Source organism: Pseudotabrizicola sp. 4114 (assembly GCF_031457365.1).
Classification (GTDB): domain Bacteria; phylum Pseudomonadota; class Alphaproteobacteria; order Rhodobacterales; family Rhodobacteraceae; genus Pseudotabrizicola.
In genome coordinates this window covers 49,332-64,546 of sequence record NZ_JAVDWP010000003.1, presented here as the reverse complement: position 1 = coordinate 64,546, position 15,215 = coordinate 49,332, and the positions used below count along the sequence as shown (strand labels likewise).

Sequence of the window (15,215 nt, the reverse complement as noted above, 5' to 3'; positions counted from 1 at the left end):
CCATGAACAGCATCATCTATCTCGTCGGCCTTGTGGTCGTGGTTCTTGCCGTCTTGTCGCTTTTTGGCCTGCGTTGAGTAAGGAAATGACCATGGAAAGAACGGAAACTCTGACAGCTGCGACAGCCCCCACGCGGGAGCTGTCGGGTGCCTATGTCGACTGGGCTGCCGTATTGGGGGGTGCCGTCGTTGCGGCGGCCATCGGCGGGTTGTTCCATATGTTTGGTGCAGGGTTGGGAATGGCGACCATTTCGTTTGAGCCGGGCGAAGGCTCGCTCAACCTGATGCTGATCGTGACCGGCCTGTGGATGGTCGTCACGCTGATCGCCAGCTTTCTGACCGGCGGTTATATCGCAGGCCGGATGCGGCGGCGGGTGGATGACGCCACCGCGGATGAAGTTGCCGCCCGCGACGGGATCAATGGTCTGGTCGTCTGGGGCGCGGGCATGCTGGTGATGGCATGGATGGCAATGGGCGTCTTCGGTGCTGTTGCTGTTACAGCAGGCAATGTGGCCGATACGGCACTGCGCGCCGGTGGCGCTGCCGTCGGCGGCGCAGCAGGGGCTGTGGGTGCCGCGGTCGATGCAGATGCCGATAACGAGGGGGTTTCTTCGTGGATCAGCGACAGCCTGCTGCGCACCGCACCGGCCCCCGCCCCCACCGCACCGGCCCCAGCTCCTGCTGCGGGCACGGCGGCTCCGGCGGCCACGACCGCCCCTGCCGCTGATACGGCCGAGATTGACCGGCAAACCGCCGCGATCATCCTGAACGGCATCCGTACAGGAGAAGTCAGCGACACTGATCGCGGCTATCTGGTTGCGGCTGTCAGCCAGCGCAGCAATCTGAGCCAGGAAGAGGCCGAAGCCCGCGTCGATGAGGCCATCGCTGCGGTACAAGAGGCACGGGCCGAGGCCGAAGCCTTTGCCGCCGAAGCCGAAGCCACGGCACGTGATGCGGCAGAAACGGCGCGGATCGGGGCCATTCTGACGGCATTTGCCCTGACGGCAGCCGCGTTGGTTGCAGGGGCAGCCGCCGTAGCGGGTGCCGTGCGCGGTGGTCGCCACCGTGACGAAGGCCGCCTGTTCGGTGGTCTGACCTACCGGCTGTAATCAGCCCGACAAAGCCGCCAGCAAAGGATTTTGCTGGCGGCTGACCTGTTTTCAACACTCATCTTTCTGAAAATCTTTGCGTCTCTGTCCCGCTGATCTGAAACAGCGGCACGACAGTCCGCCCGCGCGCCCCGCCTGATACTGTCAGGCCTTGCAGACCATCAGTCCGCGATCGGCGCGTTGATTACTTGTGACAATATGGCCCTTGCGCGGCTGACCCGGCTTTTGATGGTGCCGATGTCGCACTCGAGGATATTTGCCGCATCCTTGTAATTCTCTCCCAGCACCCCGACCAGCAAGATCGCCTCGCGGTAGTGGATCGGCAGATCAAGCAGGGCCCGCTCCATTTCGCGCTGCCGCAGATGCCAGAACTGGCTTTCATTCACAGCAGACGGGGCCGATGACACGCAATCGGCATCGCCGGTCGGTTCGCGCGCGCTTTTGCTGCTGTTGGTGTAAAACCTGTTGCGCATGATGGTGAACAGCCAGGCCCGCATATTGGTGCCCAGTTGATAGGAACGGATATTGGCAAGTCCCCGGACGAGGGTTTCCTGAACCAGATCATCGGCATCAACAACGTTCCGGGTCAGAGACCGCGCATAAATCCGCAAAGCGGGAATGTAGCTGACAATCTCATCCGACCCGGTCGCGGCTTTGTCCTTCCGGTCAGCGACCTGATCACTTTGGTCTTCCGAGGCGGTCTGATCAGCAGAGGGGTCATCATCCTTTGCAAAATATGTGAATTTTGACACATTTGCACCTGTCATCTCATGCCCCCCGTGACGGAGCGGCTTGTCCCGCACGGGACAAGCCGCATCAAAACCAGACTCCTCGCGTGACAACAACAAACAACGCCGATTATTGGTTCCGTCCATTTCTGTTGACAGATCAAAAGAGGGGGGGTGCCAGATCCTATCGGCGCAGGTCGACATCGGCCCAGATCGGCAGATGATCTGACGCAATTCGCGCCAGTCCGCCGCTGGCGACGCCACACTGGCTGATCTTCAGCGCCCGTCCATGCGCAAAACGGTCCAGCGCAGCAACCGGGCGCGCCGCGTGAAACGTCAGCCCCGGCGCAACCATGCGCAATTTCGGGCTCCACGGTTCAAACCCCAGCACAGGCGACCATTCGTTGAAATCGCCCACGACCAGTGCCCGATCGGCTACCGGCCCCAGATGGCGCAGGATTTCGCTCATCTGCAACTGGCGCCAGCGGCGGATCAACCCCAGATGGGTGCCGACGATCCAGAACCCGCCCACCCGCACCATCACCGCCCCGCGCGGCTCCAGCCCCGGCAGGCTCAGGCGCATCCGCGCCTCAACCGCCAGCCCGCGGCGCACCAGAACGGCATTGCCATGCCAGCCGATCCCCCGCTCCGACAGGCCAAGGTCAACGACCTCCATCTGCGTCATATGGGTGATCATGTCGCGGGGCAGCGCCGTGGGGCGCGGGCCAAGCCGTTTGTCAGCTTCCTGCAAAACCGCCACATCCGGGTTCAACTGGTCCAGCACCCTCAGGATACGCTCGGGCGAGCGGCGCCAGTCAAGCCCCACCGCCTTGCGGATGTTATAGCTGACAACCTTCACCGCCATCACAGCAACGGCGCAAGCAGCCGGGTCAGCCGCGCGCCAACCCTGATGCCAAGGCTCTGAGAGTCGAGATTGCGGTCCATACAGTCTGCATGGGTCATGTCCGTGTGCAGCATGTCCCGCATCCGGGCTGCGAAATCCCTGTCATGCACAACCACCATGGTTTCAAAGTTAAGCCTGAAGGACCGGTTGTCAAAATTCGCGGTTCCGACCGCAGACAGATCGTCGTCGATCAGCACGACTTTCTGATGCATGAAGCCATCCCGGTAGCGGTAGATCTTTACCCCTGCGTGACGGATCTCATCAAAAAACGCATAGGCCGCCAGCCATGGCAAAAAGTGGTCGGCCCGTTCCGGCACCAGAATCCGCACGTCACACCCCTTCAGCGCCGCGCATTTGAGGGCAGAGAGCGTATCGGTATCCGGCACGAAATAGGGGGATGCAATCCAGACCCTGCGCTGTGCCCCGGTGATCGCCGCGACAAAAAACAATGCCCCGGTGTCATGGTCATCGGTCGGCCCCATGAACACCGTGACCGCAGGGACACCGGGGGCCACAGGGCGCGGCGACCAGTCCAGCTGATCTTCGATGACATCGCCGGTGTACCAGTGCCAGTCGCGGACAAAGCCGGTCTGCAACTGCGACACCACCGGGCCTTGCAGCGCCAGATGGGTGTCGCGCCAATATCCCATGACCTGATCGCGCCCGACATAGGCATCCGTCACATTGTGACCGCCCACCGTCGCCCATTGACCGTCAACAATCACGGTCTTGCGATGGTTGCGGAAATTGACATGCAGCCGCGAGGCCCGGTGACTGCCCGCGCGCGGGTTGCGGAACTGCACACCGGCTTTGGTCAGGCGATGGCGGTAGGCATCGGACAGACCATGGCTGCCAACCCGGTCGCAGACCAGCCAGACCTTGACCCCGCGATCCGCAGCGGCAATCAGCCGGTCGGCAAAGGCATTGCCCAGCGCATCGTCGGCAATCGTATAGAACTGCGCAAGGACATAGGATTTTGCGCCATCCATGGCCGCGAAAATGGCCGCAAAGGTCGCTTCGCCATTGATCAGCAGGTCAGCCGAATTTCCCGCCTGCGCCGGCATTCCCCCCAGCCGTGAAAACACGAACAACCGCTCAGAGCTGACGCTATGCGGCTGTTGCGGACCGGCGGGTATGCCCCTTTGGTTCGTCAGTTCGACCGCCCGCCGATAGGCAGTGGTTTTCGCCCGCAGCTTGTGCTGGCCCAGAACCAGATAGGCAGGCAGCGCGATCCATGGCGCGGCAATCAGAAAGATCGTCCAGGCAATCGCCCCCTGCGGCGTGCGGGCCGTAACCACAGCCTGCCAGACGCAACCGGCCACAAGGGCCAGAAGAACCAGCCCCAGCAAGACAGTCCAAAGTCCAGACATTTCCTGTGTTCCACCATGCAGTCGGGCAACGATCCCTGGCATGGTCGTCTGCCGGGGGGGGAAGGTCAAACCGAAACACCGGCGGCGGCCGACAGGCCTGCGCAGGATGACCTGCGTTCCGCGTTTTGCGCATCCGGTTTTGACCGTTTTTTCGCTCCGGCACCGGGCAAGGCCCTGTGCCATCAGCTACGGCTGTTCCCATCAAGCTGCCCTTAGGGAATTTTTCCGGGAACTTTCCGTGGGTTGGGCAGGTTACCCATTTAGCAGCGATATTTTCATGACCAGGACAGGGAATTTCCCATGACAAAGATGGTGACGGCACTGGCGTTTGCACTGCTTGGGGCGGTGCTGGCAGGTGCGGGCGGCTGGCTCGCGGTTCTGGGCGGCAGCTGGTATTATCTGATTGCTGGCCTTGTCCTGCTGATCACTGCCGTTCTGCTCCATCGTCGCCACCCGCTGACCACATGGGTCTATGCCGCATTGATGCTTGGCACCCTCGCATGGTCGGTGTGGGAAGTGGGCTTTGACTGGTGGCAGCTTGCCCCGCGCGGCGCGATCATCGTGGTTCTTGGTCTTTGGCTGCTGGTGCCTGCGGCGCGTGGCGCTGACCGGCGCGGCTTTGTCCCGGCAAACCCGGCGCTTCCCCACAGCGGCCCCCCGGCTCTGCCGGTAGCGGTTGCATCGCTGATCTGCGTCGCAACCGGCGTCTATGCGATGTTTCAGGACCCGCACGATCTGGCCGGAGCATTGCCCGAACAGGCTGTGACCCCCGATCCAGCGATGGGGGCCGGGGTTGCCGATGGCGAATGGCATCAGTACGGGCGCACCAATTACGGCCAGCGCTATTCGCCGCTGGCCCAGATCACGCCCGCCAATGTGAACAGCCTTGAACTGGTCTGGAGCTATCAGACCGGCGACGTGAAGCTGCCCGAGGATGTGACCGAAACCACCTATCAGGTGACCCCGCTGAAGGTCGGCAACAGCCTCTATGTCTGCACCCCCCACAACCTTGCCATCGCGCTGGACGCGACCACCGGGCAGGAACAGTGGCGCTATGATGCGAATTCCGGCCTGAACCCGGACCGCCAGCACCAGACCTGCCGCGGGGTGACCTATTGGGAAGACCCGGCGGGGGGAGACGAAGGCGGTTTGTGTGCGCGGCGGGTTTATATGCCCACTGCCGATGCACGGCTGATCGCGCTCGACGCGGGCACCGGCGCGCGCTGCACCGCGTTTGCCGATGACGGCGAGCTGCAGCTGGAGGCCGGGATGCCCTATAACCCGGCGGGCTATTACTATTCCACCTCACCCCCGGTGGCTGTGGACGGGCTGCTGATCATCGGCGGCGCGGTCAACGACAACTTTTCAATCTATTCGCAGTCCGGCGTGATCCGCGCCTTTGACATCGACACCGGCGAACTGGTCTGGAACTGGGATGCCGGCAACCCGGAGCAGACCACCCCGATCGACATCGCCGGGGGCGAGACCTATATGCCCAATTCGCCCAACAGCTGGTCGATCTTTTCGGTCGATGAGGAGCTGGGTCTGGTCTACATCCCGCTTGGCAATCAGGTGCCCGACCAGCTGGGCATGGGCCGCAGCCCGGCGGTAGAGGAGCATTCGTCGTCGGTGGTGGCGCTGAATGTGGCCACGGGGCAGCGCGAATGGGTGTTCCAGACCGTGCACCATGACCTATGGGACATGGACGTGCCGGCCCAGCCGGTTCTGATCAACCTGACGCAACCGGACGGCTCTGACGTGCCCGCACTGGTGCAACCCACCAAGCAGGGCGACATCTACGTGCTGGACCGCCGCACGGGCACGCCGCTTCTCGACGTGACCGAGGTTCCTGCGCCGGGTGGCGCAATCCCGGAGGATTTCACCGCGCCCACGCAGCCCGTTTCGGCGCTCAGCTTCTCGCCCGACCCGCTGACCGGGGCCGACATGTGGGGCATCACCATGCTGGACCAGCTGGTTTGCCGCATCCAGCTGCAACGGCTAAACTATGAGGGGCGCTATACGCCGCCGTCGATCAACGGCACCATTGTGCATCCGGGCAATTTCGGCGTGTTCAACTGGGGCTCGGTCGCGGTGGACCCGGTGCGGCAGGTGATGTTCGGTATGCCCACCTATCTGCCCTTTACCGCCCGCCTTGTGCCGCGCGATCAGATCCCCGATCCGGTCGAGGGTGAGACTGCCAGCGAACAGGGGTTGAACCGGAACGAGGGCGCGCCTTATGGCGTGGTCATGGGGCCGTTTCTGGGGCCGCTGGGGGTACCGTGCTCGGCCCCGCCATGGGGCAATGTCGCGGGCGTTGATCTGCGCACCGGCGAGACCGCGTGGCAGCACAAGAACGGCACCGTGCGCGACATGACCCCGCTTCCGCTGCCGTTCGAGCTGGGGGTGCCCGGCATCGGCGGCCCGATCATCACCGGGGGCGGCATGGCGTTTCTGGGGGCCACGGTCGATAACTACCTGCGCGGTTATGATCTGACGACGGGGGATGAGATCTGGCGCGCCCGCCTGCCTGCCGGTGGCCAGTCCACGCCGATGACCTATGACCAGGATGGCCGCCAGTATCTGGTGATGGTCGCAGGCGGTCATGGTTCGGTCGGGACAAAACCCGGTGACTACATTCTGGCCTATGCGCTGCCGGAATAGGCCGGTTTCATTCGTGTCACTCCGCCAAAGGATACAAAGGATAATGCCATGCGTCCCTCTGTGATCTGGATCGCTTTCGTCGGGGTTCTGGCCGCCCTGCTTCTGTATCTGGTGGCGGGCACCCGGCCCGCAGGCGACGGGTCAGACACCAATCCATCCACCCCGCCCCATGCCGTCACAGACGGGTAAACCGGCCGGGTAAACCGGTACCATGACAGCTTTCCGTCGCGCCGTTTCACAACAGTGGCGATCATTGCCCGGCCACGGTATAATCGAGGCCAGAGTTGCCATCCGGGTTCCAGATGATTCAGGACGTGACGGACCGCATTTACGAGGCTGCCTTCCAGCCAGAGTGCTGGCCGCAGACGCTGAATGACCTTGCCACAGCGTCGGGGTCGCTGGGTGGCGTTCTGCAAGTCGTGCGCCGGGGCAGCGTTCCGCGCTGGATCGCCTCGCCTGAGGTGCAGGGCGCGTTTGCAGTCTATGCGCAGGGGGCGGATTTCACCGCGACCTATGAGTGTGCCGCCCGCTGGGTCGCAAGGGGACAGAATTTCCTGCGCGATGTCGATGTTTACGACCCGATCGACCTCGCCTCCGATCCATCCCGGAAAATGCTGGCTGATCTTGGCCTTGGCCATCAGATCGGGGCTATTCTGTCGCTGCCGACTGGCGACACCGCCTGCTTTACCTTTGAACGCCGCCTTGCCGACGGGCCGCATTCCGTCCGCGCACAGAACATCCTGAACAGCCATCTGTCCCACCTTGCACGGGCCGGAATGATGGCGGCGCGGCTTGAGCTGGAAATGGCGCGTGCGCGGGTCGAGGCGATGACCCAGATCGGCCTGCCCGCTGCGGTGTTGCGGGCAGATGGTCAGATCGTGGCGATGAGCGACACATTGCGGGCGATGGATGACCTGATCCTTGCCGCGCCGCAGGGCAGACTGGCACTGGTCGCGCCCCGCCAGAACCAACGCCTGTCTGCGGCGCTTGCGCGGGTGCAGACCGAGGCTGCCGCCGCCTCTATCCCCTTGCGCAATGGCAGCGATCTGCGGCCTGTGGTTCTGCATCTGCTGCCGCTGCGCCGCACCGCGCGGGCGCTGTTCCCCGATGGTGACATCATGCTGGTGGTCACGCCGCTGGCAGTTTCGCGCATGGTGCCATCGGTCGAGGCGCTGTGCGGGCTGTTCGACCTGAGCCCCAGCGAGGCGCGGCTGGCGGCTGGCCTCTCGGCCGGACGGACCCTTGCCGAAGCCGCCGCCGAGGTGGGCATCACGGTCAAGACCGCCCGCACCTATCTGGAGCGGGTGTTTCAGAAAACCGTCACCCATCAGCAAAGCGAGTTGGTCGCGTTGCTGAAAAGCGCGCCCTGGATGCCATCACCCGATACCCCGGCCAACGCCCCCGGCATATGACGACTGCCTGCCCGGCAAAGCCATGCGAAGCTTGCGCATCGCTTTTTCCGGATTGGTTTCATGTCATTATTTGCATTTGTTCTGGCCTATGCGCTGATCACCGTCACGCCGGGGCCAAATTTTCTGACGGTTCTGCACTGTGCCACCACCGGCACACGTGGCGCTGCATTGAGGGCGGCTTTGGGGGTCGGTGCCGGGGCAGCCAGCCTCAGTGCGCTGGTGTTGTCGGTCGGGCAGCACCTGCCGCTGAACGACGCAACGCAGCCCTATCTGCGACTGCTGTTCGCGGCCCTGCTGATCCGGGGCGGGCTGATCTGCTTTGCCGTTCCGCATGGTCCGGCTCACTCATCGCCGCTTGCAGATGACCAGAGACGCAGCGGCGACCCGTTTCTGCGCGGAATGACCGTTGCCATCTGCAACCCGTTTACCGGCATTTTCGTGCTGTCAGCCTCGTCCACCCTGATCAACGCCGGCGCACCGGTCATGATCCTGTCCATCGCCCTGAGCGTCTTTGTGATCGCGGGCGGGTGGCTATGCATCGTCGCCGTCGCCGCAACATCGGGTCTGGCCGCGCGCGCAATCGGCACAAGACCAGAGTTGATCTCTGCCTGTGTCGGCTGTGCGCTGATCGGCATGGGCGTGCATGTGGTGTCCGGCCCGTGGATCAACTAGGCCGTCGGGAAAGGATCTGCGCGGAACAGCCAGCACTACCTGCGCCGCAGCCACAGCAGCGCGCCGGTTGCTATCAGCCCGATCCCCGCTGTCAGCCAGACCGCTGACAGCCCCCATGTCGCCAGCGCAGCCCCAAAGACCAAGGGCGCTGCCGCTTGCAGAATACGCGCCGGGGCGTTCAGCCAGCCGATGCGCTGGCCGTAGCCCACCGGACCGAACAGCGCCAACGGCAAGGTGCCCTTGGCAATCGTCAGAATGCCGTTGCCCGCCCCATGCAACACCGCAAAGACATAGGCCGCTGGCCCGCCAAAGGCCACCAAGGTCACCGCCGCAACCGGGTGCGTCACCGCCGCCAGACGCGCCGACACCAAGGGGTGAAACCGGCGCAGCAGACCAAACTCCAGCAGGCGCGCCGCAACCTGCGCCGGGCCTATCAACGCCCCGGCGGCGATGGCCATCGCGGTGCTCGCCCCCGCCGCCTGCAACAACCCCGGCAAATGCGCGGCCATCGCTGTCGAGTTGAACCATGTCGCGGCAAAAACCACGGCCAGCAGGATCATGGCAAACTGCGGCGGGGCCTCTGCCGCTTCCTCGTCCTCCGCCACCGGCGCCACCACCGGGGCCGTGCCGCGCGGCAGCAGGGCGTTCAGCGGCAAGGCCACGCACACATGGATCAGCGCCCAGCCCAGACAAGCCTCACGCCAGCCCCAGGTGACCAGCATCAGCCCCGACAGCGGCCAGCCCACCGTGCTGGCAAATCCGGCAATCAGGGTGATGCCCGTCATCGGCCCCCGCGCCTCGCGCCCGTAGATCCCGGCCAGCGTGGCAAAGGCGGCCTCATACAGCCCGATGCCCATGCCCAGCCCGATGATCGCCCAGCCCAGAAACAGGATCGCCCCTGTGGGCGCGGCGGCCAGCGTGACCAGACCGCAGGCGAGCACGACATTCGACAGCATCAGAACACCACGCCCGCCCAGCCGGTCAATCCGCGCCCCGGCCCAGGGGCCGGTCATTGCGGACACCAGCATCGCCATCGAAAACGCCCCGAACACCCAGACCGGCGACAGCCCGAAACTGGCCGCCATCGGCGCTGCCAGCACCGCAGGGAGGTAATAGCTTGAAGCAAACCCGATGGTCTGTGCTGAACCCAGGGCCACCACCAGCAGCCCCCTCCGTCCGGGCGGAAGGGTCAGCCGCATGTGCTGGCACCCACAGCCAAAGCCCCCTGCCCCTGCAGCATGCTCAACTGCATCTGTCGCGCAACACCCCTGACCCTGCCGGCAATCGCCAGGTGCAACCACAGTGCCGCCACTGGGTTCAGGGTCACCCACTGGTCCGCCAGCTGCGGACCGGGTATGTTCTCTGCCATCACACTGCAGGATCCCATCGGACAGAATGTACCGTGCCGAGCTTAAATCCCTTGCCCGGCCCGACTGCAACCCCGTCCAGAACCCCCGTTCACCCCGACATCGTCCAAAGCACAGCGAGACAAATGATTGTCAGCGCGGCGTTTGTGCTGCGCGCAACTGAAAGCGCTGAATCTTTCCGGTCTGGGTCTTGGGCAATTTATCGGTAAAGATCACGCTGCGCGGGTATTTGAACGGGGCGATCCCCTTTTTCACGTGGTCCTGCAAGATCCTGACCATCAGCGCATCGCCGGCATGGCCGGGCGCAAGCACCACATGGGCCTGAACGATCTGACCCCGCGCCTCATCTGGTGCGCCGATGACCGCGCATTCCAGCACCGCCGGATGCGACAGCAGCGCCGCCTCGACCTCGGGTCCGGCGATATTGTAGCCCGCTGACAGGATCATGTCGTCGGTTCGGGCGGCAAAGTGGAAATAGCCCTGCTCGTCCTGCCAGAACGCATCCCCCGTAAGGTTCCAGCCGTCGCGCACATAGACCGCCTGCCGGTCGTCGGCCAGATAGCGGCAGCCCGTCGGCCCGCGCACCGCAAGACGCCCGGTTTCGCCGCGCGGCAATTCGGTCATGGTGTCGTCAACGATCCGCGCCTCATAGCCGGTGACGGGCTTGCCGGTGCAGCCCGGCCGGTGGTCGTCAAAGCGGTTGGTGATGAAGATGTGTAAAAGCTCGGTCGCGCCGATCCCGTCCAGCATCGGCTTGCCGGTCTTCTGGTGCCATTCTTCATAGACCGGGGCGGGCAGCGTCTCGCCCGCGCTGACGGCGGCGCGCAAGGATGACAGATCGGCCCCTTCGTCCATCGCCTTGAGCATGACGCGGTACGCGGTCGGAGCGGTGAAACACACCGTTGCCTTGTGCTCTTCGATCATGCTGATCATGTTCGTGGGGCTGGCCTGCTCCAACAGGGCCGCCGTGGCGCCGAAGCGCAGCGGAAACACCGCAAGCCCGCCCAGACCAAAGGTAAAGGCCAGCGGCGGGCTGCCGATGAACACATCCTCGGGTGTCACGTTCAGCACCTCGCGTGCATAGCCGTCGGCGATGATCAGCAGGTCGCGGTGGAAATGCATGGTCGCCTTGGCATCGCCGGTGGTGCCCGAGGTAAAGCCCAGCAGCGCCACATCGTCGCGACCGGTGCGCACCGCGTCAAACCGCACCGGCTTTTTCAGCGCAACCCGGTCCAGTTCGGCATCATGGTTCGCGGTGCCGTCAAAGCCCACCACGGTCTTGAGAAAGCCGCTGTCGCGTTCGCATAAGATCAGTTCTTCCATCAGCCTTGTGTCGCACAGGGCGTGGGTGATCTGCGCCTTGTCGACAATCTTGGTCAGCTCGCCCGCCCGCAGCATCGGCATGGTGTTGACCACCACCGCCCCCGCCTTGGTCGCCGCCAGCCAAGCTGCCACCATGGCCGGATTGTTGGCCGACCGGATCAGCACCCGGTTGCCCGGCTTCACGCCGTAATCCTCGACCAGCGCATGGGCGATGCGGTTGGTCCAGTCGGTCAGCTCTTTGTAGGTCCGGCTGCGGCCATTGCCGATCAGCGCGATGTTGTCGCCAAAGCCCCGCTCCACCATGCGGTTGGTCAGCTCGACCCCGACATTGAGCCAGTCAGGGTAGTCAAACCCGGCCAGATGCAGCACCGGCCAGCTGTCAAAGGGGGCGATGTGATCGCGGGTGAAGGTATCCAGATGGCCTGTCGGACCAAGCATCTCAGTAACTCCCTGTTGGCCCCCTGCCGTCTTGTGCGGCTTTCGGGGTGGATTGGTGTCTCAGTCAGGAATGACGGCGGTGACCTCGATCAGGCGGCCCGGATGGCCCGGCCGCCCCCCGGTCTTGGCCAGCACCGTCACGATGGTGTGGAGCGTCGGCTCGATCTGACCGACAAAACCATCGGTCTCGAATTCGCAACCGGCATTCCTGCCGATCAGCCCGCCGGTCCGCACCCTGCGGCCCTGCGCGGCCATGCCGTCGGCACAGCCTCTGGCCGGTTTCCATGCTTCGGGATGCAGGATCTGCGCCGTCATTCCGCCTCTATAAAGGTTGTGATCCGCTGGCGGACCTCATCGGACCATGGCTGCGGGCGGCCCTTGGCGTTCACATTCACCAGTGTCAGCGCGACACTGACGCGTTTCCTGTCCGCCCCCTGCGCCTCGATCGACAGATCCAGCGACGAGCCGCCCAGACGCAGCACCTGCATCCGCCAATCCAGCAGATCGCCCAGCCGGGACGGCGCGTGAAAGGTGACCTCCAGCCGGGCGGTGGGAACCCCGCCGCCGCGCGCCATCATCTCCTCATAGGGCAGTTGCACCACGTCGCGGAAAAAGTTCTCGGCGACCGAGTTGGTCATCTCGAAATAGCGCGGGTAAAAGACGATGCCCGCCGGATCGCAATGGTTGAACTCGACCCGGATCTGTCTGGTATAGATCATGCGGCATTTCCCTTTTGGCTTGGTGTCAGCGGACTGCGGCGCATGTCATGCCCCCAGAACCGAGCGGGCGATGACCACCCGCTGCACATCGCTTGCGCCCTCATAAATCCGCAGCGCGCGGATCTCGCGGTACAGGCTTTCAACGGGAAAGCCGTGCCGCACGCCATCTCCGCCATGCAGTTGCAGCGCGGTGTCGATCACCTGTTGCGCGGCTTCGGTGGCATAGAGCTTTGCCATCGCCGCCTCCCGTGTGACCCGTGCGGCACCGGTGTCCTTGGTCCAGGCGGCGCGGTAGACCAGCAGGGCTGCCGCATCGACCTGCAAGGCCATGTCGGCAATGTGGCCCTGCACCATCTGGTACTCGGCCAGGCTGCCGCCGCTGGCCCGCACCCGCTTGACCCGCGTCAGGGCCTCGTCCAGCGCGCGACGGGCAAAGCCAAGCGCCGCGGCCCCGACGGTCGCGCGGAACACATCGAGCACCGACATGGCGATCTTGAACCCGTCACCGCCCCCCCCGATCCGCGCCGTTTCGGGCAGTTCGACGCCGGTCAGACGCAGATGGGCCAGCGGATGCGGGGCAATCACGTCGATCCGCTCCACCACCTCCAGCCCCGGCGTATCGGCGGGCAAGAGAAAAGCCGAAAGCCCCTTTGCCCCCGGCGCTTCGCCGGTGCGGGCAAAGATCACATAGACATCGGCAATGCCGCCGTTCGAGATATAGGTCTTGTCGCCCGTCAGCCGGAACCCGCCCGGCATCGCGTCTGCCACGGTGGCGGTATGGGCGACATCAGAGCCAGACCCCGGTTCGGTCAGCGCAAAACCGGCAATCGCCGTGCCCGCCCGGGTCTTTTCCAGCCACCTGCGTTGCTCGGGGCTGCCGAACAGCGTGACCGCCCCCATGCCCAGCCCCTGCATAGCAAAGGCGAAATCGGCCAGCCCGTCATGACGCGCCAGGATCTCGCGGATCAGGCACAGGCTGCGCACATCCAGCGCCTCGCCCGCATCCGCGCCGGTGGGGCGCAGCAACCCGGCCTTGCCCAATGCGGCGACCAACCCCCGGCACGCCGCATCGGCATCTGCATGGCTGACCGGCAGATTAACAGCGGCCCAGGCCTCTACCGCAGCGGAAAGCGCGCGGTGCTTTGCCTCGAAAAACGGCCAGTTCAGGAATGTTGCGTCGCTCATCTCATCACCCTGTTCACGTGTGGAGGATGCCTTAGGGGCACCGAAATGTCAGTCACCCTGAAAGACCGGTTTTTCCTTGGCGACAAAGGCATGATAGGCGCGTTCGAAATCGCGGGTCTGCATGCAGATTGCCTGTGCCTGCGCCTCGGCTTCGATCGCCTGTTCCAGACCCATGTTCCATTCCTGATTAAGCTGGGTCTTGGTCATGCCATGGGCAAACACCGGCCCCGCCGCCAGTCGCGCGGCCAGCTTCATCGCTTCGGCAGTCAGATCAGCCGCTGGATGCAGGGCGTTCCAGAAGCCCCAGCTGTGGCCTTCCGCTGCCAACATCGTCCGCCCGGTATAAAGCAGCTCTGCCGCCCTGCCCTGACCGATGATCCGGGGCAGCATGGCGCAGGCCCCCATGTCGCAGCCGGCAAGGCCGACACGGGTGAACAGAAACGCGCATTTTGCCTCTGGCGTGGCCAGCCGCAGATCGGACGCCATGGCCATGATCGCCCCCGCGCCGACGCAGATTCCATCCACCGCCGCGATGATGGGCTTGTGGCAAGCGATCATCGACTTCACCAGATCGCCGGTCATCCGGGTAAAGGCCAGCAGGTCCCTCATGTCCATCCCGACCAGAGGCCCGATGATGTCATGCACATCGCCACCCGAGCAGAAGTTGCCGCCGTTGGAGGCGAACACCACCACATCGACATCGCTCGCATAGGGCAGCGCGCGAAATGTGTCGCGCAGCTCGGCGTAGCTGTCAAAGGTCAGCGGGTTTTTCCGCTCCGGCCGGCTCAGGCGGATGACGGCCACGCGGCCCTGCATTTCCCACAGAAAATGCTGCGGTTTCAATCCGGCCAGTTCAGTCATGTCGCACCTCGCGCGCGTTTCAGAATGTCGGTGAGTTGGTCAAGATCCTGCTCGGTCAGGGCCCCGAAGATCCGGTTCACTTCCGCCTCGTGTTCCGCTGCATAGCGGTCAAACGCCACCAGACCCTCGGGTGTCAGGGTGACGTAAATCGTGCGCCGGTCGGTCTGGGACGGGGTGCGCTGCACCAGCCCGTCCTTTTCCAGCCGGTCAACAACCGCTGTCGCGTTGCCGTTCGACACCAGCAGCATCCGCGACAGCTCGCTCATGCTGATCCCGTCGCGCCGCCGCCACAGCGCGGCCATCACGTCAAGGCGCGGCAAGGTGGTGTCGTGGTTCACCCGCAGAAATTCGCGCAGCTGCCCCTCGGCCGGGCGGGTCACGCCAAGCAGGCGCACCCAGAGTTCCAGCCGGCGTTTGGAAAGCGGATCTGTCATACTTCCCCCCCCGGCAATCGCAAGGGCCTGCCC

15 protein-coding genes are annotated in these 15,215 nt (G+C 64.3%); 5 read left to right on the top strand and 10 right to left on the bottom strand.

Annotated features, from left to right (window positions below; genetic code table 11):
* The first annotated feature begins 91 nt into the window (after positions 1–91).
* Positions 92–1,108 carry a hypothetical protein gene (locus J2X53_RS07740; protein ID WP_349036918.1) on the top strand — a complete coding sequence of 339 codons (1,017 nt, stop codon included), beginning with the start codon at positions 92–94 and terminating at the stop codon, positions 1,106–1,108.
* A 161-nt stretch (positions 1,109–1,269) separates the two neighbouring features.
* Here J2X53_RS07740 and J2X53_RS07735 read toward each other — a convergent pair whose 3' ends face one another.
* From J2X53_RS07735 to cls, 3 genes are all read right to left on the bottom strand, one after another.
* Positions 1,270–1,860, bottom strand: coding sequence for a sigma-70 family RNA polymerase sigma factor (locus tag J2X53_RS07735; RefSeq protein WP_349036917.1), 591 nt, complete (start codon positions 1,858–1,860; stop codon positions 1,270–1,272).
* A gap of 160 nt (positions 1,861–2,020) precedes the next feature.
* Positions 2,021–2,701, bottom strand: coding sequence for an endonuclease/exonuclease/phosphatase family protein (locus tag J2X53_RS07730; RefSeq protein WP_349036916.1), 681 nt, complete (start codon positions 2,699–2,701; stop codon positions 2,021–2,023).
* On the bottom strand, positions 2,701–4,110 hold the full coding sequence (gene cls / locus J2X53_RS07725; protein ID WP_349036915.1) for a cardiolipin synthase: 1,410 nt from the start codon (positions 4,108–4,110) through the stop codon (positions 2,701–2,703). The genes J2X53_RS07730 and cls overlap by 1 nt, the downstream gene beginning before the upstream one ends.
* A gap of 300 nt (positions 4,111–4,410) precedes the next feature.
* On the opposite strand from cls, the gene J2X53_RS07720 reads away from it, so the two are divergent.
* The 4 genes from J2X53_RS07720 to J2X53_RS07705 all read left to right on the top strand — a co-directional run bounded on the left by J2X53_RS07720 (position 4,411) and on the right by J2X53_RS07705 (position 8,855).
* Positions 4,411–6,771, top strand: a complete 2,361-nt coding sequence (locus tag J2X53_RS07720) for a glucose/quinate/shikimate family membrane-bound PQQ-dependent dehydrogenase (RefSeq protein WP_349036914.1) — start codon at positions 4,411–4,413, stop codon at positions 6,769–6,771.
* 48 nt (positions 6,772–6,819) lie between these two features.
* A complete protein-coding gene (locus tag J2X53_RS07715) occupies positions 6,820–6,960 on the top strand; it encodes a hypothetical protein (protein ID WP_349036913.1) in 141 nt (46 codons plus the stop codon).
* 113 nt (positions 6,961–7,073) lie between these two features.
* Positions 7,074–8,183, top strand: a complete 1,110-nt coding sequence (locus J2X53_RS07710; RefSeq protein WP_349036912.1) for a hypothetical protein — start codon at positions 7,074–7,076, stop codon at positions 8,181–8,183.
* Between the two features lie 60 nt (positions 8,184–8,243).
* A complete protein-coding gene (locus J2X53_RS07705; protein WP_349036911.1) occupies positions 8,244–8,855 on the top strand; it encodes a LysE family transporter in 612 nt (203 codons plus the stop codon).
* A 35-nt stretch (positions 8,856–8,890) separates the two neighbouring features.
* On the opposite strand, the gene J2X53_RS07700 is transcribed toward J2X53_RS07705, so the two are convergent.
* The 7 genes from J2X53_RS07700 to J2X53_RS07670 form a co-directional block, all read right to left on the bottom strand.
* The gene (locus tag J2X53_RS07700; RefSeq protein ID WP_349036910.1) at positions 8,891–10,054 is read right to left on the bottom strand and encodes an MFS transporter; all 1,164 of its coding nucleotides are present in this window, start codon (positions 10,052–10,054) and stop codon (positions 8,891–8,893) included.
* Between the two features lie 300 nt (positions 10,055–10,354).
* On the bottom strand, positions 10,355–11,983 hold the full coding sequence (locus J2X53_RS07695) for an AMP-binding protein (protein WP_349036909.1): 1,629 nt from the start codon (positions 11,981–11,983) through the stop codon (positions 10,355–10,357).
* Positions 11,984–12,043: 60 nt separating this feature from the next.
* The gene (locus tag J2X53_RS07690; RefSeq protein WP_349036908.1) at positions 12,044–12,298 is read right to left on the bottom strand and encodes a hypothetical protein; all 255 of its coding nucleotides are present in this window, start codon (positions 12,296–12,298) and stop codon (positions 12,044–12,046) included.
* A complete protein-coding gene (locus tag J2X53_RS07685) occupies positions 12,295–12,702 on the bottom strand; it encodes a thioesterase family protein (RefSeq protein WP_349036907.1) in 408 nt (135 codons plus the stop codon). The genes J2X53_RS07690 and J2X53_RS07685 overlap by 4 nt, the downstream gene beginning before the upstream one ends.
* Positions 12,703–12,747: 45 nt before the next feature.
* Positions 12,748–13,887 (bottom strand): acyl-CoA dehydrogenase family protein, encoded by a 1,140-nt coding sequence (locus tag J2X53_RS07680; RefSeq protein ID WP_349036906.1) that lies wholly within the window; start codon positions 13,885–13,887, stop codon positions 12,748–12,750.
* A 48-nt stretch (positions 13,888–13,935) separates the two neighbouring features.
* Positions 13,936–14,748, bottom strand: coding sequence for an enoyl-CoA hydratase family protein (locus J2X53_RS07675; protein WP_349036905.1), 813 nt, complete (start codon positions 14,746–14,748; stop codon positions 13,936–13,938).
* Positions 14,745–15,182, bottom strand: a complete 438-nt coding sequence (locus J2X53_RS07670) for a MarR family transcriptional regulator (protein ID WP_349036904.1) — start codon at positions 15,180–15,182, stop codon at positions 14,745–14,747. The genes J2X53_RS07675 and J2X53_RS07670 overlap by 4 nt, the downstream gene beginning before the upstream one ends.
* Positions 15,183–15,215: the final 33 nt, after the last annotated feature.